The following is a 22749-nucleotide window of genomic DNA, read 5'->3' on the forward strand; positions in this document are numbered from 1 at the left end:
CACGATCATCGGCCGTCCCCGAGGTGGCGTGCGGAGGCGGCGAGCCCGGTGATCCGTTGCCAGTCGCGTGCCCGGACGGCGTCCGACGGGGTGAGCCACGTGCCTCCGACGCAGCCGACGTTGGGCAGGACCAGGTAGTCCGGCGCGCTCTCGGCAGAGATCCCACCCGTCGGGCAGAACCTGAGGTCGGGCAGCGGTCCGTGCACCGAGGCGAGGAACGCAGCGCCTCCCGAGGCTCGTGCCGGGAAGAACTTGAGCTCGGTGAGCCCGCGCTCGCGCAGCGCCATGGCCTCCGAGATCGTCGCGCATCCCGGCAGGAGCGGGAGGCCGGTGTCGGCCATCGCATCGAGGACCGCCGGCGTGCTGCCGGGTGAGACCAGGAACTGCGCGCCGGCCGCTTCCGCGGCCTTTGCCTGGTCGGGGTCGACCACCGTCCCGGCGCCGACCACGATGTCGGGCACCTCGGCAGCGATCCGGTCGATCGCAGCGAGCGCGACCGGCGTACGGAGGGTCAGCTCGATGACCGGGATGCCGCCGTCGACCAACGCGCGCGCGAGCGGTACCGCGACCTCGACGTCGTCGATCACGACGACCGGAACCACCGGCGAGAGATCCAGGATGCTCATGAGTGGTCTCCGAACACAGAGGCGCCGAGGTCCGCAGGGCTGACCGTGCGTCGCATGCTCGCGAACAGCTCCCGGCCCGTGCCGACGAAGCGCTCCTTGTGCGTGCTGGCGTCGCGATCAGCGAGGTCGTCGATGTGCAGGTGCAGCTCGCCGGACTCGGCGTCGACGGTGACCAGGTCGCCGTCGCGCACGCGCGAGAGCGGTCCGCCGACGGCGGCCTCCGGCGTGACGTGGATCGCCGCGAGCACCTTCCCGGAAGCCCCGGACATGCGCCCGTCGGTGACGATGGCCACCCGGTGGCCCCGGTCCTGGAGCACGCCGAGCACCGGGGTCAGCTTGTGCAGCTCCGGCATCCCGTTGGCGGCCGGTCCCTGGTGCCGGACCACGGCGACGACGTCACCGTCGAGCGCTCCGGCGTCGAATGCGGCGAGCAGGTCGTGCTGGTCCTCGAAGACGCGCGCCGGTGCGGTGACCACGCGTTGGTCGGGCTTGACCGCCGAGACCTTCACCACGGCCCGTCCCAGGTTCCCGTCGACGACGCGAAGGCCGCCGTCGAGGGCGAACGGGTCGTCGGCTCCACGCAGCACGTCGGTGTCGGTGCTCTGCCGTGGCCCTTCCTCCCAGGCCAGCTCCCCGCCGCTGAGGCGGGGCTCGGTCGTGTAGCGGCGCAGTCCGTGACCGGCCACGGTGTTCACGTCCTCGTGGAGCAGGCCGTGCTCGAGCAGCGTGTGCACGGTGAAGGCGAGACCGCCGGCTGCATGGAAGTGGTTCACGTCGGCGACGCCGTTCGGGTAGATCCGAGCGAGCTGGGGGACGACGCTCGAGAGCTCCGACAGGTCGTCCCAGGTCAGGATGACGCCGGCGGCTCGGGCGATGGCCACGAGGTGGAGGGTGTGGTTCGTGGATCCGCCCGTGGCGAGCAGGGCGACGCAGGCGTTCACGATCGCCTTCTCGTCGACGATCTCGCCGATCGGCATCCGGTCCTCCGCCATCGCGAGCTCGGTGACCCGGCGGCCGGCGGCGCGGGTGAGCGCGTCGCGCATCGCCGTACCGGGGTTCACGAAGCTCGCCCCGGGGAGGTGCAGGCCGAGCACCTCCATGAGCAGCTGGTTGCTGTTGGCGGTGCCGTAGAAGGTGCAGGTGCCACTCGAGTGGTACGACGCGGCTTCGGCCTCGAGCAGCGCCGCCCGGTCGACCTTGCCCTCGGCGTACAGCTGGCGCACCTGCGCCTTCTCGTTGTTCGGCATGCCGGACGTCATCGGCCCGGCGGGGACGAAGATCGTGGACAGGTGCCCGAACGAGAGGGCGCCGATGAGCAGCCCGGGGACGATCTTGTCGCAGACTCCGAGCATCAGGGCGCCGTCGAACATGTCGTGCGAGAGAGCGATCGCGGTCGACATCGCGATCACGTCACGGCTGAACAGCGACAACTGCATGCCGTCCCGGCCCTGCGTGATCCCGTCGCACATCGCCGGTACGCCGCCGGCGAACTGCGCGATGCCCCCGGCACGGATCACCGCCTGCTTCAGGGTGGCGGGGTAGGACTCGAACGGAGCATGGGCCGAGAGCATGTCGTTGTAGGCCGACACGATCGCGACGTTGGGCTTCACCAGCTGACGCAGGGCGGCCTTGTCGGGAGCAGGCGAGGCGGCGAACCCGTGCGCGAGGTTGGCGCAGGCGAGCCGGCCGCGCGCCGGGCCTCGGTCGGCAGCGGACCGGATGCGTGCGAGGTAGTCCGTCCTGGTCTCGGTGCTGCGCTCGGCGATCTTCTGCGTCACTGCCGCGACGACGGGGTGGAGCTGGTTCATCGGCTGCTGCTCTCGTGCCAGGCGCGTCCGTCGCGCTCGATCAGGGTGTCAGCGGCAGGCGGACCGTCCGTGCCGGCCGGGTAGGGCCGCGGGGACTTCCCCGAAGCCATGTGCGCCACGATCGGCTCGATCCAGCGCCACGCGGCCTCGACCTCGTCGCGGCGCATGAACAGGGTCGGGTTGCCCCGGATGACGTCCATCAGGAGCCGCTCGTAGGCGTCGGGTGACTTCGCGCCGAAGGCCTGCGTGAAGTTGAGGTCGAGCGACGCCGGGCGGAGCCTGATGCCGCCGGGACCGGGCTCCTTCGCCACCAGGTGCAACCTGATGCTCTCGTCGGGTTGCAGGTGCATCACCAGCCGGTTCGGCTCCTGCTCTCCGTCGCTGCCCGGGAACATCGGGTGCGGCACCTGCTTGAAGGCGATCACGATCTCGGAGTACTGCCGCTTCATGCGCTTGCCGGTGCGGAGGTAGAACGGCACGCCGGCCCAGCGCCAGTTGCACACCTCCGCCTTCAGCGCGACGAAGGTCTCGGTCCGGCTGGACTCGGTCTCGAGGTCCTCGAGGTACGACGGGACAGCCGTGCCCTCGGCGAGACCGGCGGTGTACTGCCCGACCACCGCGCTGCTGGTGATCTCGTCGGCCGTCATCGGACGCAGGGCCTGGAGCACCTTGAGCTTCTCGTCCCGGACGGTCTCCCGCCCGACGTACGTCGGCGGCTCCATCGCGACCAGGCACAGCAGCTGCAGCAAGTGGTTCTGGACCATGTCGCGCAGGGCACCCGCGGCGTCGTAGTAGCCGCCTCGCGACCCCACGCCGAGCGACTCCGACACCGTGATCTGCACGTGGTCGATCGCGTGAGCGTTCCAGAGCGGCTCGAAGATCGTGTTCGCGAACCGCGTGACCAGCAGGTTCTGCACGCTCTCCTTGCCGAGGTAGTGGTCGATCCGGAAGATCCTGGACTCGTCGAAGACCGCCCCGACCGCGTCGTTGATCGCTTCCGCGGACGCGAGGTCGTGGCCGATCGGCTTCTCCAGCACCACGCGGCTCTCCGCGTCCACGAGTCCGTGCTCGTCGAGGTGACGACAGATCGGCCCGAACAGCGCCGGCCCCACGGCGAGGTAGAACACACGGACCGGGTTGGCGTCGACGGACAGCCGGTCGGCCAGCTCGATCCACGCGGCCGCGTCGTCGACGTCGAGGCTGACGTGGCTCAGCCGGCTGACGAAGCGATCGAGCTCTCGCGGCTCGCTCTCGCCCACGTACGCCGGGAGAGAGCCGCGCACCTTGTCGCGATAGCCGGCGTCGTCGAGGCCCGCGCGGGAGACGGCGACGATGCGAGTGCCGGCCGGGAGCTGGCCGTCGCGGTCGCGCAGGTACAGGGCCGGGAGCAGCTTGCGCAGCGCCAGGTCGCCGGTGCCGCCGAAGATGACGAAGTCGCTGTCGGCGAGCGCGGGGGTCGTGGTCATGGCTCCAGAGCCTAAGCAGACTTTTGTAACTCCACAAGACCAAAGTGTGTCCATTCGGTACGTTACTGGCCAGTCTTCTGTGCTTCAATGCAGCCATGTCCGGACGCTCCGCCGCACCGGTTCCCACCGCCGGTGACGTGCTCGCGCTCATCCGTCGAGGCGAGGTCTCGACGAGGAGCGAGGTCGCCCGGGTGACCGGTCTGTCGCGGACCGCGGTGACCGCCAGGCTCGCTGCCCTGCTCGGATCGGGCCTCGTCGTGGAGGGCGAGGACGCTCCGTCCACGGGCGGCCGGCCCCCGACGCAGCTTCGGTTCAACGCGCGGGCCGGCGTGGTGCTGGCCGGTGCGCTCGGCCGTAGCCGCACCCAGTTCGGTCTGTGCGACCTCGAGGGCGAGGTGCTCGCGACCGCGGAGTTCGACCATGCCGACGGCGCGGTCCCCGACGACCTGATGCCCCGGCTGCTCGACGGCTTCATGAAGCTTCTCGGCGACGCGGGCCTCGAGCCGAAGACAGTGCGCGGCGTCGGGCTGAGCATCCCGGGGACCGTCGACACCGACCGCGGGATGAGCATGTCCTCGCCGATCATGCGCGGCTGGGACGGGGTCGAGCTGGCGCCGTACCTGGAATCGCTCGGCGACGTGGCGATCCGTGTCGACAACGACGCCAGGGTTCTCGCGCTCTCGGAGACCCGGGGACATCTGCAGACCCATCGCGACCTCGTCGTGGTCAAGGCATCGACCGGGATCAGCTGCGGCATCATCTCCGAGGGTCGTCTCCTCCGCGGCGCGCGAGGCGCGGCCGGCGAGCTCGGTCACTCCAAGAGCCCTGCGGCGCGAGGTCGGCCGTGCCGCTGCGGGGAGACCGGGTGCCTGGAGGCGGTGGCCGGGGGCTGGGCTCTCGTGCAGGACGTCGCTGCGGCCGGCCGTCCGGTCTCGCACCTGCGCGAGCTCGTCGAGCAGGCCGCCCACGGCGACGCCGACGCACGGGCACGCATCCGCGACAGCGGCCGCCGTGTGGGCGAGGTGCTCGCGGCCGTCGTGAACGTCCTGAACCCGCGCGCCGTCGTCATCGGAGGCGACATGGCCCCGGCGTACGACACCTTCGTCGCCGGGCTACGGGAGACGCTGTACGCCGACGCGACCGAGGTGGCGTCGCGGGACCTGGAGATCCTGCCGAGCACCTACGGCGCCCAGGCCGGCGTCGTGGGGTGCGCCCAGCTGGTGCTGAACGACGTGCTGTCCCCGTCGAGCCTCGACCGGGCGTTGGCGTCGCGCTGACCCTCCCGAGTGGTGAGGAAGGCGGGTTCGGCGGAGTGGTGTAATCGGTCCTACCGCGGAAGGTCCGGCGGTCGACGGCGAGCGCAACAGGTGGCGATCCGTCTGTCCGGCCGCCGCAACGACCCGGCGCGAACGCGCGACCCGAATGCACAGAGGCCCTGGCCGGCGACGGTCGCGGTCCGACCAGTGATGGGACGAGGGACTTCGTGGCCAACCGGCTAGCCAGTGCGACATCGCCGTACCTCCTGCAGCACCAGGACAACCCCGTCGACTGGTGGGAGTGGGGACCCGACGCCTTCGAGGAGGCGCGGCGGCGCGACGTGCCGGTGCTGCTCAGCGTCGGGTACGCCGCCTGCCACTGGTGCCACGTGGCCGGGATTGTGCTTAGGTCGCGGCTCGTGATGCCGATCCACGCTCGATCCGAGGCCGAATCAGGCCGTGTGAGTCCGATCGAGGACGGTGTCGGACGCCGCTTCCGGGCGAATTCGTATCAAGAGTTCGTATCACTCGATCATTGGTCCGACCTGCGCGGTGGAGGCAGGTCCTCGGCACGCAGGGCCACGCGGGAAGCAGACCCCTTGGGCCTCCGCGCCTCCAAAACCGCGGGACAGTGGTCGTGGAACGCGCAGGAATCGCATGATGGGCGGACGCGGCCGCTCCAGATGTCGGTGCCGTCTGCTGCGGCGAGTCGATCAAGGTGGCGAGCGATCTCGCTACGGTGGCGCGCCCGGTCCTCGGCCATGATGGAGTTAGAGCGTTCCGCAACCGGTGGGTCCAGACCGAGGAGCTCGAGAACGGTCGCGACGTCGGGGCTGCTGTATCGGGCGCTTAGCAGGGTGTCGTAGGTCAGCATGGTCAGCATCGGGTCTTGCAGCGGGCTCTTGGGCCATCGCAATCGAGTCTTGTAGTCGGCCACAACGTTGGTGCCGTTGTGGTCGCGGTAGAGGAGGTCGATGCGCCCCTTGAGTTCGAAGCGACCGAAGGTCTGGGCAACGGCCACTTCGGTGCCGACAACCTGCACCTGCTGAACGTCGACCACGCGGAAGATCCCGGCTGCCTTCGATCGAGCGAGATATAGGTGGTCGAAGTATTCGGTGGGATGGTCGACACGCCACTCGGCCAAAGCCAGCTCAAGAAGAGACTCGAACGATCTGCGCTCGGGCGGCAGGTTGAAGAGGCGCTGGAGGGTGCCGTGCACGATCGCGCCGAGTGACCACTCTCCGGCCGACACGGGCTGACCTCGCTGCGCGACGTAGGCGAACCAGTACGCAAGTTCGCAGCGCCAGAACCGCTTTAGCGCCGTGACACTGATCGATGCACGCGCGCGGCCCAGGTCGGGGACTTCCACTTCAATCTCCGTCTGGCGCCGCACGTCGTCATTGTCCTCGGTTCGATCGTGCGCGTGGGGCATTGGGGCGTACCGGCGCCGGCGCGCCACGACCTACGCTTGCCTGACGAACCCCTCATCTTTCGAACGGTGCACGTAGTGGATGCCGCGACTCCGGGCCTTTGCCTCCTCGTCGGCTCGTCGGTTGAGACCGTCGCCGGGCGGCACGTAGGCGTAACTGAATGGCTTGAGTAGCGCGCCTTCCCTGAATCGCAACTTGTCGAAGCCGCCTTGAGGCATGATCGCGTGACCGCAACTGAAGCGGACGTGGCGGTCGTGGTCCAGTGCGTCGTCGACGTAGAGGTGGAGTCGGCCGTTCCGCCTCCAACGACGCGACTTCTTCACCGCGTCCGAGATGTCGCCGACGGAGTACGGCTGCGCGGTCTTGTCATGGTTTTCGTCTGCAACTCGGTTGCCGCTACGCGCGAAGAGATTGACCGTGGCGTTCCGCGGTAGATCCCGGTCGAGGGAATCGAGCAGCCAAGTGAGGAGGCTGGCGTTGCCATTGAACTTGCTCGTCTTGACCAAGCCGGAGAACAGGAAGCGGTCGAAGATATTCACTTCCGTCGACACTCGAGCCAATGGGCGAAAGTAGGTGTCCCAGACCGCGGTGCGAAGCGTGCCGGCGGGGATAATCGTCTCGCGGTGTAGGGCCTTCAGGCGGTGCACCGTTTCTGACTGGTCGACGGCGCTCGAGAGCGCGACTTCCAGTCCGTTGGTGAACGAGGCGTATCCGTGGTCGTCATACAGGGCTCGTGCAACCGTCGGCGGGACGCCAGGTGCGCGGTCGCTCGAACCGAGTACAAGGAGGTCGACAACTGCCTGGAGCTGCTCAAGGTCACCGGCCAACGCGTAGTCATGCACCGACATGTCATGTGGCGGGCGTGCTCGAAACACCCCGGGCCCGGAACTGTCGATGGCCCGCATGAGTGGGCGCCAGAAGTCGTAACCGAGTTGGTCCGCCAGGCGTTCCATGGCGCCAAAAAGGGCCTTTGCGTCGTTGGGTCCAAGCACTCCGAGCAGGCCAAATTCGAGGACACATTCCGCGAGGCGCTTGTGTTCAAGTCTTGCCCCAAGGCTGCCACCGTTGGGCAGAGTTAGTGCATCCGCGTCGATGGCGAATCGGCCGATCACTCCCAACCGCCAAGCACGTCGGCGAGGCTGTCGTCGAAGAACCCAGTTGGCCACGGATCGAGCAGCTCGCCTTGCTCGCCAAGGCGAAGGCGACGAACGCTCACGCCAACCTCCGGCGTGTTGTCGATGTACAGGACGGCGACCTCGTCCGGGAGCAGCTTTCCGCTCCGGACGAGACGACGCACGCGGAGAAGCAGGCTCTCGGAGTGGGTCTCCACGATCACCTGATTCCCACGCCGCAGGACCGAGAAGGCAAACAGGTTCGCCAACCTCGCCTGAAGGCGAGGGTGAAGGTGAAGCTCAGGCTCTTCGATCGAGATCACGCGCTGGGTCGCATGCGCGCATGCGTCGATCACGGGCAGCAGCTGGCTGACGCCGTACCCGACCTCGGACAGCGGAACGGGCGCTCCGGAGCGTCGGTCGGCCAGGATCCAGTCGGATACACGGACTCCGCCCTGGTCGGACGTGAAGGTTGGCTCGAACGAGTGGGGGATCTCCAGCTGTTCCAGGAGTTGGTTGAGGACCTCGTGTCCCTCGAACCCTGCGACGCCCCAACGTGGCGCGCCGGCGATCCCCCAGTGATCGGGGCCGGCGATGTCGTCGAGGTCAACCGGGGAGTACTTCTCCGCAGGGTTGCCCCGATGGGGGCCGAAGTGGGTGAGCTGACCGGCCAGTCGGAACAGAGTTCGCTGGAGGTGGACGTCGGCATCCCCGAACAGCAGGTGGTCGACGTCCCGCTTCATCGGCTCTGAGCGCTCACCGCCGGACCATTCACTTACCTCCCACCGGGGTCCGATGCTGCCGAAGTCGCCACGATCAATCGGGTCGGCGTCCTCGAAGTTCAGGAAGAACTCCTTGCGGGCCTGGTCTGGGCCGCCGGCCAGGCCGATGGTCGACGACTGCCATGGACCGATGTCGGAGCTTTGGAATCCAAGCTCGGCCCGGGCGAGGTCGCCAGAGCGCGGGAGGCGGTAATCGACGCCGAGCACGAGCGTCCTCGTCTGGGAGAACGGGGTGTCCTCAGCCTGGCGCTCCCAGGTGACCACGCTGTCAGGGCGAACGTCTGGAAACGCTCGACGCCATAGATTCAGGGCGTCGGACCTGCCGGTGTCGACGGCATGCATGAACAGTTGCAGTGCCTTGAGCGCCGTCGACTTGCCGGCGGAGTTTGGTCCGTAGACCAAGGTGAGTGGCGCGAGCGGGATCTCGTGACGGCCTGCGAGTGACTTCAAGTTCTCCACGTGGAGACGCTCTATGAGTGGCTGCGGGCGAGGGCGCTGCTTCGCCTCTCGCGGCTGGGTCTTGCCCTCCGCAGGACGCGAGTCATCGGCATGTCGATCGAGGAAGGCCTGGAGCTGCTCCTCGCTGCGCTTCTGCTCCTCGCGCCAGCGTTCGCCGGCCTCGCGCATGCGACGTACGGTCTCCTCCTGCCGGGTCTTCATAGCCTCGCGGTCGAGACCGACCCAGTCGGGCGAGATCGGGCGCTCGTCCCCGGGGGTGCGGGTCGAGTCGGACATGGAGTGCTCCTTTGGGTTGTGCGAATGCTATTCAGCCGATCGATCGGCTGCGGTGGAATCGGAGCGAACGCGCGACGGCCTGGGTCAGGCGGCCGAGGCGCGGCGGTTCCTGCCAGGCCACGCTCTTGACGTACGGCGGGCCGAAACCGGGAGTCGGGTCTGCGACCACGGCGAGGAGCGTGCGACTGCCGATGTCCCGGGACAGTTCGTTGGCGAAGTCCTTTGGGCGGCGCCGCCGCTTGGACGGGTACGCGATCACGGCCTCGACGTGCTCGGCAGTGATGTTGTGGTGGGCCATGTCGGCCTGCGCCTCCGGCGAAAAGGTCACCCGATCTCGATCCGCCTCGGCCTGAACGAGCGCGGAGTGAAGGTCGTCTCTTCCAATGACGGCGACGAGGTGGCGCATTCGGGAGCATTGCTCCTCGAGCAGGTGAGTGACCTGGGCGGCCACGTGGCTCCGGCCCTGGAGTGAGCGGCGTCGCAGAGCAAGGACCTTCCGGACGGTCAGCAGCATGAGAACCGCCCAAACGATGCCGACCGTCAGAGTGAGCGAGAGCGAGACGAGGTCGGGCGCGCTGCTCATCGGCCATCCTCGTTCGCAGGGGCGGACAGTGCGGCGTGCCAGGCCTTCTGACCTCCCTCGGAGAAGTTCCACGCCGCGGGGCGGAAGAGACGCTCAACTGTCTCGTGCACAGCGGCAGGTGGGGCGGACGGCACGACCTTGAGAACTGCGCGACTGACGACAGGAGCCACGCTGTTCGTCATGACATCGGCGAGAATCGATTGGAGCAGCAACGTGAGCATGATCAGGCCTCGCTCACCAGGGCAAAGTTCAGCTGGCCCTTCTCGTTCTTGCCAGTCACCTTGACGTAGACCGACTGACCGACGTTGACGACGCGCGTTGCGTCCTCGACGCGGCGACCGTTGTTGAGCGGGTGCATCTCCGAGACGTGGAGCAGGCCCGGCTCTCCAGAGGGCAGCAGGATGAAGGCGCCGAAAGGCTTGACGCCGGTGATCTCGCCCCAACACGGTTCGTACCCCAGGGTCGGTGTCGGAGGCAGGGCGGCCTGGATCTTGGCGACCTCGACCATGTCGCTCGCCTCGATCATCGCGAGCTCGACGCGGTGCCGAACCTGGGCCAGCATCTCGTCGATCACCTTCGACGGATGCGTACGTCCGCGACGGGTGCGGGTGGCGACGATGAGCTCCTGCTCCAGGTCGGCCGAGCAGGCGCTCCACAAGATCTCGTCAGCGCGAGCCTCGGGAGAAGCGATCACGCCGGACGGTGCGCCGCGGAGGATCCCGATCAGCTCGTTGCGTGCGCGGGTCAGCGACTTCGCCAGCGTCCCCTTCGCGATGATCAGTGCCTTCTCGAGCGCACGGATCTGCGCAGGATCGGTCGACTCAACGAGGGGTTGGAGCAGGGTGGTGACGAGCTCCGGGACGTACGCGAAAGGAGTCGCACCGACCGAGGCGACGGGCGTAGCCACGACCGAGGTGATGGTGGCGACCGCGGGAGAGCGGTGCACGGTGAGCTGGGACATGGTGGTTCCTTCCTCAAGGACGATGTTTGGGTCTTCGGCCACGCACGACGTGGTGGCCGAAATGGCCTCGGTGGTCGAGGCGGTGTGCGCAGACATTCGCTGCGCGGTCAGGCGTTCAAGTGCTTCGTCGATGAGGTGGTGGAACTGGATGGTCCCCGAGCCGCCGGCCACGATTCGGGTGTCATTGGTGCTTCGGACTGATTGGCCGATCGTCTGCCCGGCCCGGCCCTTGCTGTAGTACTTGCCGTCGAAGTTGCCACTCGCCTTCAGGGCGGCGATCTGCTTGGCCGTCGCAGGCTGAGACCACATCCGTGAGTTAGAGGATCGCGTCGATGATGAGGACGCGGAACTGCGCGAGGAACCTCGGTACGAGGCGGTGCTGCGACCGCCCGATGACCGGGATCCCCTCGCCATGCTTATCTCCTTAGGTCGTAGGCCAAACGGTGTGCTGACCGAAATTTGCAAAGTCGAGAAACATAACACCCTTGTCAAGTGCTGCTCGAAGATCGGGTGATGCCTTCGCCCCTGCCGATCTGCCGACGTGACCTCCTGGGTGATCTCGCTGGCGCCGTCGGGGTTACGACAGCCATGGATCCGCAGGCGGGCGGCGCGTGGCTCACCGCTCTCGAGAGTCGTCAGCGGTCTATCGCGGCGGAACGCTCGCTCATGAGTCAGAACCGCCTGAACGGTCGGCCCTGTTCGTTAGGTTGGGCTCGTGAGTGGTGTCCAGCATCTGTCGATGCGCGTCCCGTGGCGTGACCGTCCCTGGGACCAGTTTGTGTGTGACGACCCGCTCGGCAACTCCTCGTGCACCCTCCTGGCCAACATCGGGCCGAAGCGCGACGACGAGTACGAGGCTGCGCACGCAGGCATGGGGATCGACGTCCTGGAACACGACCGTCTGCCCTGCTTGAGCGAGCGCGCGACGTTCATGTCGCCGCTCGGTTACACGGTCGTCAAGACCCACCCGTATGCCTGGAACTCGGCGCTAAAGAACAAGATCCACCCGACGAAGGTGCATCTGCCCGGCTACGCGTTCGAGGCCGTGCCGTTCCGCTGGCTCAACAGGCAGTCACTCAACGACGAGATCGGTCACGACCGGGTGCCCAGGTTCAACCCCGAGGCCGAGGACCACGTCGACCAGTCCCTCGGTTACGACGGCGCCGCCTGGGTCATGGACGGCGAAAACCAGCGTGCCGTGCTGGACGCATTCTTCGAACCGGTCGAGGTGGGCCACTCGCTGGTGTTCGTCTATCTCAAGCACTCCCCACTTCAGGAGCAGCGCACTGACCGTCTCCTGGTCGGTGCCGCACGGGTCATCGGCGTGACGATGCCACCCATGTGGGAGGAGTCAGACAACCCGCCGTTCTCCTCATCGATGTGGGAGACGGTGGTCGAGCACAGCCTTCGCCCCGCCATGAACGACGGCATCCTGCTGCCGTACCAACAACTGATCCCGCTCCTCGACGCCGGAGCCGACATCGATGCAGCTCTCGCCTGGGCGCCAGAGGGTCGGCTCAACGAGTTCTCCTATGTGACCGAGCACCTCAGCGACGACGCCGCGATCGAAGCCCTCGGCACTCTCGAACGCGCGGCCCAAGGCATGCGAGAGCTCGGCCTCGATGTGCCCGACAGCGCGCTCGATTGGCTCACCGCTCAGACCGAACGATTGTGGCAGTTGCGCGGACCGGTTCCCGGGCTTCCCGGCGTCCTGGCACAGATCGGCGTCCAGCACCCGTACGTCGCAGCCCGGGCCGTCGTCGACGCTTCTGGACACCGACACCCGTGGGACCTGCTTGACGCAGGCTTCGCCGACCCGCACACACTCCCGGAGTCCGTGAAGCCGCACCTGGCCGGCGTTCCAGTCCGGGTTTGGAACAAGGCTCCCCAGGAATTGCGGGCGGTCCTGCGGCTCGTGTCGGCCCTGGACATCTCCCGCGAACAGGTCGAGATGCTTGCTACTGGCGAAACCGACCTTCCGATGGACCCTGCCGAGCTGCTCGACAACCCGTACTACGCCGCTACCTGCACCTATGGCAGCCCGCTGCACATACCGTTCACGACCGTCGACCGGGCCCTGTTCCCGCCCAGCCACGTCACATGGGCGCCCGCCATCCCGGAGGAGGTGGCACTCGAGGGATTTCAAGACCGCCGACGCATCGAGGCACTCATCGCCGACGTCCTCGAGCAGCAGGCCGGCCAGGGTGACACGGTGCTTCCGGTCGGCGAGGTCCTCGACTTCGCCAACGCCATGCCGCTCAGCCAGCCGCCGAATCTGACAAGCCTCATTCTTACCGGCCTGGACCTAGACCACGATTCCCTCGCCAACCCGGACGCCGACTGGTCGCCACTGCACGCAGCCGACCTTGCTGACGGCAGCCACGGTTACAAGCTGGCTCGACTCGAAGAGACCGCGGAGGTCATCCGAACGCGGATCGCCGAGCAGGAGGCCCGCCCCGCACACGGCGCCATCACTAATGCACGTCAGGTCCTGGACGAGGCCCTCGACCGCAACCAGCTGGTCAACACGAGCACCGAGACGGACGCACTTGAAGAGCGAGCCCGCACCGAGAAGGCCGCCGGGCTTTCCGCCCTGCACGATGCCCCGCTCTCGGTCCTCATCGGGCCTGCAGGAACGGGCAAGACGACGCTGCTGAAGGCCCTCGTGGACCATCCCGGCGTCGCGGCTGGGGGAGTGCTACTCCTGGCCCCTACAGGCAAGGCACGCGTGCAGCTGGAGACTAAAGTCGGCTTCCCGGCAAAGACGCTGGCCAGCTATCTCACGCCGAGCAAGCGTTACGACGGCGAGACCGGCCGCTATTTCGTCCTCGACGAGTCGGCCGCACGTCGGAGCTACAGCCTCGTCGTCATCGACGAAGCGTCGATGCTTACTGAGGAGATGCTCGCCGCCACACTCGACGCATTCACTGGCGTCGACCGACTCATCCTCGTAGGTGATCCACGTCAGCTCCCACCTATCGGTGCAGGGCGTCCCTTTGTCGACCTGGTCAACAAGCTACGGCCGGACGTGTTCTCCAGTTGGGTGCGGGTCGCGCCCGGGTACGTCGAGCTTCAGGTTCCACGGCGACAGCTACCCGACGGCGCCCAAGGAGAGCGGCTGGACCTTCAGCTCGCTGCATGGTTTGGCGACAACACGCGCGGCGCGGCCGACGACAGCATCTGGCGCCTGCTTGACGAGACGCCCGACCAGCCGACGGTTCGCTACGAGCGCTGGGGAGACCGAACTCCGATCCAGGCGCTCACGGAAACGCTCCAAGACGTGCTCGGGCTGACTGAGGGCGAAGAGGCGATCCGGCGGTTCGCGGAGTCCTACGGCGCCGAGCTGAATGGCCAGTGGATCAACTGGGAGCCAGGAGCTGGCGCGCGCGCCGAGCAATGGCAGATCCTCTCCCCAACGCGATCCCGCGCCTTCGGCACCGTCGAGCTGAACCGACACATGAAGCGTAAATATCGCGCCGACGACACCGCTTGGGCCCAGAAGACGACAAGAAAGGCTAATCTGCCCGGCCCCATCGGACCGGAGCTCATCGCACGAGGCGACAAGGTCATGCAGACCATCAACCGTCGCCTCCAGGCGTGGCCGAAGGATGGAGCGCTCAACTACGTCGCCAACGGGGAGATCGGCGTCGCCATCGGGCGACCGGTACCCGTCGCCAAGGCCCGCAAGAAGGGCCTAAAGCTCAACGTGGAGTTCTCTTCCCAGCCAGGCTTCCGCTACAGCTATTGGCCAACTGACGGTGACCAGAACGTCATGCTCGAACTGGCCTGGGCCGTCACGGTCCACAAGTCGCAAGGCTCGGAGTTCGGGATTACATTCCTCGTCTTGCCGGCGCGGGCAAACGTTTCACGCGAGCTCATGTACACCGCCCTTACTCGGCAGAAGGACAAGGTCATCGTCCTCCACGAGGGCACCCTGGAGGAGCTGCGCGATCTCGCAGCCCCATGGCGTTCCGAGACCGCGCGCCGGCTCACTGACCTGTTCGTCGCACCTCAGCCGTTCGCCCTGGAGATTCGCGGAAAGGCAAGGCGTTTCGACCGCAAGCTCCTTCATGTGGCCGCCAACGGAACACCCATGGCCAGCAAGAACGAGGTGATCATCGCCAGCCTCCTCGACCAGCTGGTCCCCGGACGCTGGCACTACGAGCAGCCTTTGGTCGGCAGCGACGGGCGCGAAGTGCTGCCGGACTTCACGATCGCGGCTCCTGACGGGAGGACCGTCTACTGGGAGCACGCCGGCATGCTTGACCTGCCCGACTACGCCCGCAAGTGGGAGTTGAAGAAGGCCTGGTACGCCGACAACGGAGTCCTCCCCGCGGATGACGGGGGAGGTCCCCATGGTGTGCTGATGTGGACCGACGACCTCAACGGAGCGGACGCGCAGGCATGGCTTGCGTACGCCGCCCAGATCCTCGGAACCGGCAACCACTCGGACGGCGACGTGGCACCCGCTGGTCCCGCCCGCCGAGCAACCAAGAAGACTGCCAAGCGGGCGCCTTGAGCCAAGGTCATCAAAGTTCGAAGAAGGCATCGACGGAGTCCCGCGGCGTGCCCGACGGTATGGATCGTCGGGCAATGGGCAAGGTGGGCTACTCCAGTTCGGCGCCGAACTCGTTGGCGACCTCATCTATGGCTTCGGCGACTGACCTGAGGAACTTGTTCTGGTCCGGCGAGGCAACGGCCGTGGGAATCGGAGCACCGCGGTCGTAGATGTCGTGCGAGATGATCCGCGCGCGATCGAACGTTGACCCGACACCGCGCTGCGCGTACGCCCGCTGCCACGTCAGCTGCGCGTCCTCCTTGATCTGACGACGCGAGACCTCGATGAGCTTCTGTGTGACCGCGTTCGCCAACGCGTCCAATGTTGCTTCCTGCTCTGCATCACTCGGAGCTTCACCGCCGGTCCAGCGCACTGGCCGCTGCAGCATGAGGTAGATCTGGATCTGAAGTTGGAAGCTCAGGTCGGCGACTGGCATCAGGTTGTCGTACCCCTCTTGGTACCAGCCCTCGGCCAGGCGACGGCTCATCGCCTTGATCCGGGTCCAGTGCTCCTTCGGGGCATCGGGGTTGGGCTGCAGCCCCAGCACGCCTAGCCATCGGTGATGGAACGTCTTGGCCGCTTCGGTGACTGCCAGCGAGAGGTTCATCCGGTCGAACACCGGCCGGCTGTCGCCGGTATCGGCAGCGCGCTCGGGATGCGCAAGGAGGTCGAGCAACTCCTGCATCTGGCGAACGGTGCGTGCGTCGAGCTTTCGCTTGGATGGGTCGAGCTTCTCGTGGATGCCTCCTACGAAGAACCGCGACTTCTCGATCCGACGATGTAGCACGCGCTCCGCAGCCGGAGTCAACTCTTCGCCGATCGCCTTGAGGACGTTGTCGACCGACGCCAAGACGTGCTCCTCCCGCAACGAAAAGGTCGGCAGGTTGTCGCCCTTCACGTGGTCGAAGTGCGTGAACACGACGTGGAGTTTGCTCACGATCCCGGACACGACAAGCTGCTTGAGCGCGGCGACGGGAGCAGCTTGCATCGGCTGCGTGGCGTTGTCCACGAGCATCACGGCATCGAGCCGATGCAGTTGCTCCTGGACGTGGGTGGAGAGCGAACTCACGGATTTGGCAGTGTGGCCCAGCCCCTCCCCGTCCACGAAGACAAGTCGCACTGGTTGGTCGGCCCACTTGGGCTGGAACGGGCCGCTCACCCGCAGTCCGTTCACGAGCGGAGTGAGCAGGCGCCCGAAGAGTGGGGCGTAGTTGCTGGAGAAGCGGGTCACGACCTTCATGAAGGTGGCCCGATCGTGAGACTCCCACCACCAGGACACCGGCCAGCCCTGCCGGTTCCGCCGGAACTCTCCGACCTCCAGCGTTGCGAATCGCTTCTCGACTTCGTCGATAAGGGCGTCAACGATCTGGTGGAACTCCTCGGACTGCCGCAGGTCGGTGTCCAGCGCGTCCTCGATCAGTTCGTCGAGGACACGTTCGTCGTCTTGTCCGACGACAACGCCAGCTGCGATCTCCTCGGCGTAACGGGCAACCATCTCCTTGACTGCAACGACGCATTGCTGCAGCACGCGTTCGGTCGCGCCCATGTCGACGTGGCCGTACTCCTCAGGGTCAAGGTCGCCGTCAATGACTTCGCCAGCGTCATCGAACTCGTTGTCGGGAAGGTCGTCGTCATCGACCAGGTCTTCGTCGCCGCCCGCGTCAGCGGTGCTACCTCGCCCTAGTACGTAGCTGAAGCGGAATCGCTGGTCCTGGTGGTCGAGAAGATCAAGGGCGATCTTGGCGTCGGGCTTTCCCTGACGAGCCGAGAGTGCGGCGCGTGAAACGTTCTCGGCGAGATAGTCGATGATCTCGTCTCGAGGAGCAAAGGTGACGACGGCGCGAAAGACAGCGTCCTCCGTCGTAATCAACTCGGTATCTGCCACCGTCGTTTTCGCAGTCGACGTTGACGGAAAGCGCTCCGTTCTGGGGTCGGTACCGAGCATCTGGCGAACGAGGGTGGTCTTGCCGGCACCGGTGGTCCCGAGGAGAAGAACCGTGCGGTAGCCGTCATCTCTCGTCGGAAGGGGGATGCGCTCTTCCCGTACCTTTTCGAAGTCGAGCTGGGTGGCTTCTAGGCCGTCGTAGAAGATCTCGACAACACGCGCGTCATATCGGCCGTTGAGCGAGCTGCGGGCACTCGGCTCCCACAACTCCGGGTTGCGCAGAATCTCGTTGAGCTGTTCAATCAGGCGCTCAGCCTCACGCTCGTCGCTCGTGCCCAGCCCACGACGAACCCGACGTCCGGTCTTGCCCGTGCCAACGTCCAGGCGCGCGGGATGCCGGAAGATGACCGACCAGGCTTCGCGTCCCTGGTTTCGGCTCTTCGTGGCTGTGTAGAACTTCTCGCTGCTCGCACTCACGGATGCTCCTCGTTGTTCCTGCGGTGTACCAAGGAGAGGATGCGCCCTGTCGGTAGCGCTCGTCAAGCGGTTCGGTACACCCGTGGAACAACGGCCGAGCCTGCATGCCCGTGCTTCGGTAGCCCTTGCTCTTGCCCAGCCGTAGCGCGCCATTACGTCGCGGGCGTCGAGGAAGACGTGCCGCGGATCGAGGCCAGGAGCGAGTCTCGGTGATAGCGCTCATCGTCACAACCCCAGGCCTTCATCAGGTCGGCAGGCGAGTTCTTCGCGGGCTGCTTGTCGGGATGTGCGGACGGCCGCGCGTCGGCTGTTGTGGCTAACAGTCGATGGGCCTGCGATCGCGTAGGAACGCGATAACCGACGCGCGCTCCAGGGACGGGTGTGCCCGATGGACCTTCCGCTGAGTGATTTGTCCGCGCTTGATGCCGCCCTTGATGACCGACTCGCTACTGCCAGCGAGTCTCGAGGCTTCCCTGAGGGAAATCCAGGGATGGAGCTCGCGCATGCGGCGGTGAATCGGACCGACCGAGATCGCCTCGGGGACGACCGGTTTCCGATTGGCGCTCCAAGTCAGCTCGACGCGGCTCGAGTGGAACTGACCATCGGCGACGGCTTTGGAGACCATCAGGGTTGCTATCTGCCCGGCTAGGACCTCGTGTCGCTGGTCGTCATCGACGCACAAGTTCCACACCTGCTGGACCGTGCCCACGTAAACCATCCTCTCGACCGCTTCGGCGCCTGCCTGCTTTCTGGCCGCGAGCCGAGCCCGTTTGAGCCGGGCGACTTCCTCGCTGAGGCTGCGGGTGTCTGCCTCGGTGCGGTCCTCGGTGAGGGCGAGGGCTGTTGCCCTGAGGGCATGGTCGATGTCGGCGAGCTTCCGTGCGGCTCCGGGGTCGTTGGGCACATCCAGGGTTCGGCGATACATGCGTTGCGAGCCACGCTCGTTTACCAGGCGTCGTACAACGTAGTCGGCGAGGGGCAGCATGGTCACCATTTGCCCGCAGTGGCGACAGAACAGGGACGGCTTGCCAACGTTACGACATCGGTACATCAGGCGCTCGCAGGTGCGACAAGTCACGAGCAAGGCCAGCAGGGGCGATGTCGTCCTCCGGCTCTTCTTGCTCCCCGCGGAGTGATGCGCCTTGTGGGTAAGGGCGTGCAGGATGGTCCGATATTGCTCGACGGTGACGATCCCATCGGCTGCGACGATGGGATGTCCGTCCTCGCCGCGCCTTACCTGTGGGCCCTCGCGGCCGCGGGCGTTGCGGGAGTTGACGGGGAACATCCCCGCCAGCACCGGATTCCTCATCAGGATGTCCACGCTGGAGTAGCCCCAACTTCGCCCTGGCTGGCGACCCCGAGGCGCTGGTGCGCCAACAGTGTTAAGCCATGTCTGGATCGAGTAGACCGTGTCTCCCCGCAGGACCCGCTCTGCCATCCCCCGCACCCATTCGATGCGCTCCGGGTCCTGACCGCGCACATACCCCGGACCATCTGGGTTGGGAACCGACCGCCACCCGTACGGCTGCAGTCCGCCGGGGATCCGTCCCTGCGAGATGAGGTGCGCACGCGCCGCGGTGATTCTCGACGAGATGGCGGACGCCTCCATCTCGCCGAACACTGCGAGCATCTGCGCGAAGGCGCGGCCCTCCCCGGTAGTCATATCGATGCTCTGCTCGACGCACACGATCGCGGCACCACGCGCCTGCAACGTCTCGTCTGCGTGCAGAAAATCAATCACGCGCCGCGCGAGCCGGTCGACCTTCCAGACGACCACCGCGTCAAACGGCACCGGTGAGCCCAGCAAGCTCCGCCACCCCGGACGATGCTCTGGCTTGTTGTGAGTCGCTGAAACGCCGTCGTCAATGAACTCGCCCACCACCCGCCATCCGCGGGCAGAGGCATATTTCCGGGCCGAGGCAATCTGGCGTTGTACCGATACCGACTCCTCTGTCGAAACCGAGATGCGTGCATATAGAACGGCCGCGCGTTGAGTCATGGTTGGGACGCTAGGGCTGACGGTGAGTCAGGTGCCACCGCGCCAACCGCGACTGATCACGCGGATCTGCGAGGGACGCGCTTGGGCGAGGGCAGCGCGTCGACGAGCGCGGGCCCGCGCCTCGATTCGACCAAAGTCGTTGTGGCTGCCTCGGCCAGGGCGATGCGTCGTTCCTCCCACGACAACAATTGGTCAAGGCGCCAGCGGTCAGGACGGACCATGACAGGCGGAGGGACGAGGTCGCGGTCCTTGAGGTTCTGATAGCCCTTCGTCTTGCCCCAGCCGTAGCGGGCCATCACTGCGGTGGCGTCGAGGAACACGTGCCGCGGGTCGACGTCTGGGGAGGGCTCGCTGATCGTCATCATCGTCATCCCTCCCTCTCGCACTCACTGCCGCCACAAGCCGACTCCTCGCGGGCCGCCAGGCGAGATGCCCTTGTTCGGGCGTCGGCCGTCTTGGCAAGAAGGCGCTCGCCCTCGTTGCGGTGGCCGACCTTGATGAACCGCCACTCGTTGATCCCGCGGTTGGCGCCGGCACCATCGTCGTCCGCGCCGGCCTGGGCCGATCTCCATTCCGCGCGGTGAGCCCGGAGGGCGCCCATCGTGGTCGAGTAGGCACGGGTTTTGGTGGTGATGTGTCCCCGATAGCCGAGGGTGTGCAGCCACCGCGCCATCTCAGACGGACCGGGGGACTCCGCAAGCGTGAGGACAGTCCAGAGGATCTCGCGGACGTGCGGCCGCAAGTCGAGAGCCGCGACCGCCCGGGGTGAGATCCGGCGAGGGCTGAGACCGAAGTCGGACACTGACTTGGTGACGTACTTGGCAAGGTAGCTCGCCACCCGGCGATCGTCGCCCTCGCCCACGGTGATCAACAACGGCTGCACGTCGGTCTGGGTGCCGAAGCGCAGAGCCACCAGTTCGCCGCCGAAACTGGGAACGGTCAGCCGCACAGACGCGGCGGCCTCATGCACGAGTGCCACCAGAGCGGCCGAGGGCATGGCCGCGTCGTCGAGACGGATCACAGCGTGGAAGTGGGGTACGCCGCGGCGCTGGAGCTCGACAACTTTCACGTACGACACCCGCGCGGTGCGATCACGCTGCCTGACTAGACGCCGCAGTCTGACGGTGAAGCGGTGCCACAGCTGGGGCGCGTGCCAGGTGAAGAGCACGTGCCGGAGGTAGTCGTAGCACTCGGGGCAGAGCGGCTCACCGAGTCGGACGTCGTCCGATTCGTGCACAGACCGGCACCGGATCGGGACTCCGTGTCGACACCGATCAGGTGTGCCCGGGCGACACCGTCCGCCATTGAGAGCTGCGGTGTGCACCGCTCCGAAGCCGGGAGCGGTCAGGGTGGCGAACACCATCGGCCGGCCGTCGAGCAGCTCCGAGTCCAGCGGACTGATCCCCTGATGGACCAGCTGCCAGGTGTCGCCGGAGTAGAGCGCGGAGCAGGAAGGGCAGACCGAGGCGCGCCTGTTCTTGCACCGGGTCAGGATCTTCACGGAACGCCCCTGCCCATCACGGCCGCGGAGTTCGACGGGGGAGGAGCAGTAGCCGGCGTGGCCGACCTTGGCCCACCAATCTTCGTATCCGGGGGATGACGCTCGCGAGACGATCTGCGCGATCACATCAGTGGTCGGATCCATGACAACTACCTCCTAAGCCGCCCAGGCCGGAGACGGGTGGTCGGTAGGCAGTCGAGATCCGGGTGATGTCGTCATCTGTCACGTAGAAGGCGCGGACGCGAGTGACCTCGGCGCTGCCGTCCTCGGCGACGTACGCGACTCCAGGCAACGAATCCGGGATCTGCTCGCACAGGGCGCCGTGGTCGCGGGCTGCCTGACCAAGCACCATTGCCGCCTGCGTGGCCTCGGTGAGCCGCAGCGCGATCCGCGTGGGGAAGAGCTGTCGCAAGGCGAGGACATCCTTTGACGGGTCCTGGACGCACGCGAGGACCGAGACGCCTACGGCACGGCCTTGGGTGAGCAGGAGCCCGAGCAGTTGCTCGACCTCGGCCTTGATCTTCCGATCGGTGATGTACGCCGTGAGCGAGGCGATCTCGTCAACGACCACGAGGAGCAGCGGATCAGCCGTGCTTGGGACGTGCTGGCGGGAAACACCGCGAAGTCGCTCCGCCCGATCGACCAGGATCGCCGCGGCATCTCGGAGAAGCGTGAGCGTCGCTTCACCGGTGTCGTACGCGAATCGGGAGAACAGGTCGTGGCCAGCTCCGAACTCCATCCCGCCCTTGGGGTCGATGACCCACACCTGCACGAGACCGTCGTGGATCGCCGGCCCGATCGCGGCCAGGATCGACCAGGTCACTCCGCCCTTGCCGGATCCGGTTGCTCCGGCCACCAGCAGATGCCGCCCGGCCACGCGGGTCAGCCAAGGGAAGCCGTTCTCTCGTACGCCGATGTTCACCGCGACCAGGTCTGGCTCATCGACAGGCAGGGGGAGCGGCATAACGGAGGCGAGCGGGTCTGCCTACTGGGCCTCGAGCTCGACCCACCCGGGCCGCGGCGAGCGCACGCGCACCACCTGTGCGCCGAGAGCGTGTGCCAGGGCTTCAGCCTGCTTCTGCCAGTCGGTGGTCGATTGGCCGGGGAGCATCCGGACAGTCAGTACGTCGACCCCAGTGCCGATCACTATGCGTTTCAGCTGCGGCACCAGAACGTCTTGGTCCAGCGTGTTCGCCAGACCGTGCAGCGCACAGATTTGGGGCCAGTGCCGCTCATAGCGGGACCAGCCACGCCACCGGACCAGGATCCTCCCGCTCACACAACGCCGGAAGCTACCCGGCCACGCAAGTCTCCAGGCGATGGCCAACAGCACGGTCAGCACGATGGCCGCGGTTGCGGTCGACGCACCCCATTGGTGCGCCACGGCGCCGCAGCCGAGGATCGGGAGGCTCAGCGCCGGGAACGACACAGCCCATCGGAACACTGTCCGTGGCAGTCGCATTGCGTCGCCGATGAGCGAGAAGACGACCTGTTCGAAGACATCCGATGGCCGCACGAAGTTGTAACGTGGCTCGCTTCGCACCATGACAACTCACCTCTCCCGGCATCG

Annotated in this window: 16 protein-coding genes and 1 pseudogene; 3 read left to right on the forward strand and 14 right to left on the reverse strand. The window is 66.7% G+C overall.

All coding sequences use genetic code 11. The features are described 5' to 3' along the window. Positions 1 to 5 precede the first annotated feature (5 nt). The 3 genes from eda to zwf are packed head-to-tail and all read right to left on the reverse strand — an operon-like array spanning position 6 to position 3900. Positions 6 to 626: a bifunctional 4-hydroxy-2-oxoglutarate aldolase/2-dehydro-3-deoxy-phosphogluconate aldolase gene (eda, locus tag EFL26_RS16285; RefSeq protein ID WP_123223968.1), complete on the reverse strand. Its 621-nt coding sequence runs from the start codon at positions 624 to 626 to the stop codon at positions 6 to 8. Then, the gene (gene edd, locus EFL26_RS16290) at positions 623 to 2434 is read right to left on the reverse strand and encodes a phosphogluconate dehydratase (RefSeq protein WP_123223969.1); all 1812 of its coding nucleotides are present in this window, start codon (positions 2432 to 2434) and stop codon (positions 623 to 625) included. Before edd ends, eda begins: the two co-directional genes overlap by 4 nt. Next, positions 2431 to 3900, reverse strand: a complete 1470-nt coding sequence (gene zwf, locus EFL26_RS16295; RefSeq protein WP_123223970.1) for a glucose-6-phosphate dehydrogenase — start codon at positions 3898 to 3900, stop codon at positions 2431 to 2433. The genes edd and zwf overlap by 4 nt, the downstream gene beginning before the upstream one ends. Before the next feature lie 95 nt (positions 3901 to 3995). Between zwf and EFL26_RS16300 the strand changes: the two genes are divergently transcribed. Both EFL26_RS16300 and EFL26_RS16305 read left to right on the forward strand, forming a co-directional pair. After that, complete coding sequence (locus tag EFL26_RS16300) at positions 3996 to 5177, forward strand: ROK family transcriptional regulator (RefSeq protein WP_123223971.1); 1182 nt, start codon at positions 3996 to 3998, stop codon at positions 5175 to 5177. 206 nt (positions 5178 to 5383) lie between these two features. After that, positions 5384 to 5557 (forward strand): annotated as a pseudogene (locus EFL26_RS16305) (DUF255 domain-containing protein); the annotation flags it as partial. 131 nt (positions 5558 to 5688) lie between these two features. Here the strand turns inward: EFL26_RS16305 and EFL26_RS16310 are convergent. The 5 genes from EFL26_RS16310 to EFL26_RS16330 all read right to left on the reverse strand — a co-directional run bounded on the left by EFL26_RS16310 (position 5689) and on the right by EFL26_RS16330 (position 11242). Further along, positions 5689 to 6549: a RecB family exonuclease gene (locus EFL26_RS16310; RefSeq protein WP_183408228.1), complete on the reverse strand. Its 861-nt coding sequence runs from the start codon at positions 6547 to 6549 to the stop codon at positions 5689 to 5691. Between the two features lie 69 nt (positions 6550 to 6618). Next, entirely contained in the window at positions 6619 to 7698 is a 1080-nt protein-coding gene (locus EFL26_RS16315; protein ID WP_148046744.1) for a hypothetical protein, read from the reverse strand. After that, the gene (locus tag EFL26_RS16320; protein WP_123223974.1) at positions 7695 to 9215 is read right to left on the reverse strand and encodes a DUF3696 domain-containing protein; all 1521 of its coding nucleotides are present in this window, start codon (positions 9213 to 9215) and stop codon (positions 7695 to 7697) included. The genes EFL26_RS16315 and EFL26_RS16320 overlap by 4 nt, the downstream gene beginning before the upstream one ends. 31 nt (positions 9216 to 9246) lie before the next feature. After that, entirely contained in the window at positions 9247 to 9798 is a 552-nt protein-coding gene (locus EFL26_RS16325; RefSeq protein ID WP_123223975.1) for a hypothetical protein, read from the reverse strand. A 223-nt stretch (positions 9799 to 10021) separates the two neighbouring features. After that, a complete protein-coding gene (locus EFL26_RS16330; protein ID WP_221177002.1) occupies positions 10022 to 11242 on the reverse strand; it encodes a S1 RNA-binding domain-containing protein in 1221 nt (406 codons plus the stop codon). 232 nt (positions 11243 to 11474) lie between these two features. On the opposite strand from EFL26_RS16330, the gene EFL26_RS16335 reads away from it, so the two are divergent. Further along, positions 11475 to 15278, forward strand: a complete 3804-nt coding sequence (locus tag EFL26_RS16335; RefSeq protein ID WP_123223977.1) for an AAA family ATPase — start codon at positions 11475 to 11477, stop codon at positions 15276 to 15278. Positions 15279 to 15366: 88 nt separating this feature from the next. On the opposite strand, the gene EFL26_RS16340 is transcribed toward EFL26_RS16335, so the two are convergent. From EFL26_RS16340 to EFL26_RS16365, 6 genes are all read right to left on the reverse strand, one after another. After that, a complete protein-coding gene (locus EFL26_RS16340; protein ID WP_123223978.1) occupies positions 15367 to 17679 on the reverse strand; it encodes a hypothetical protein in 2313 nt (770 codons plus the stop codon). 316 nt (positions 17680 to 17995) lie between these two features. Then, positions 17996 to 19678: a recombinase family protein gene (locus tag EFL26_RS16345; RefSeq protein ID WP_123223979.1), complete on the reverse strand. Its 1683-nt coding sequence runs from the start codon at positions 19676 to 19678 to the stop codon at positions 17996 to 17998. A 56-nt stretch (positions 19679 to 19734) separates the two neighbouring features. Continuing rightward, on the reverse strand, positions 19735 to 20049 hold the full coding sequence (locus EFL26_RS16350; protein ID WP_123224140.1) for a hypothetical protein: 315 nt from the start codon (positions 20047 to 20049) through the stop codon (positions 19735 to 19737). Beyond that, entirely contained in the window at positions 20046 to 21323 is a 1278-nt protein-coding gene (locus EFL26_RS16355; RefSeq protein WP_148046746.1) for a replication initiator, read from the reverse strand. The genes EFL26_RS16350 and EFL26_RS16355 overlap by 4 nt, the downstream gene beginning before the upstream one ends. Next, complete coding sequence (locus EFL26_RS16360; RefSeq protein ID WP_183408229.1) at positions 21307 to 22056, reverse strand: FtsK/SpoIIIE domain-containing protein; 750 nt, start codon at positions 22054 to 22056, stop codon at positions 21307 to 21309. Before EFL26_RS16360 ends, EFL26_RS16355 begins: the two co-directional genes overlap by 17 nt. Positions 22057 to 22164: 108 nt before the next feature. Next, positions 22165 to 22725, reverse strand: coding sequence for a hypothetical protein (locus tag EFL26_RS16365; protein ID WP_123223982.1), 561 nt, complete (start codon positions 22723 to 22725; stop codon positions 22165 to 22167). Positions 22726 to 22749: the final 24 nt, after the last annotated feature.

Origin of the sequence: Nocardioides pocheonensis (assembly GCF_003725535.1) — a bacterium.
GTDB classification, from domain to species: domain Bacteria; phylum Actinomycetota; class Actinomycetes; order Propionibacteriales; family Nocardioidaceae; genus Marmoricola; species Marmoricola pocheonensis.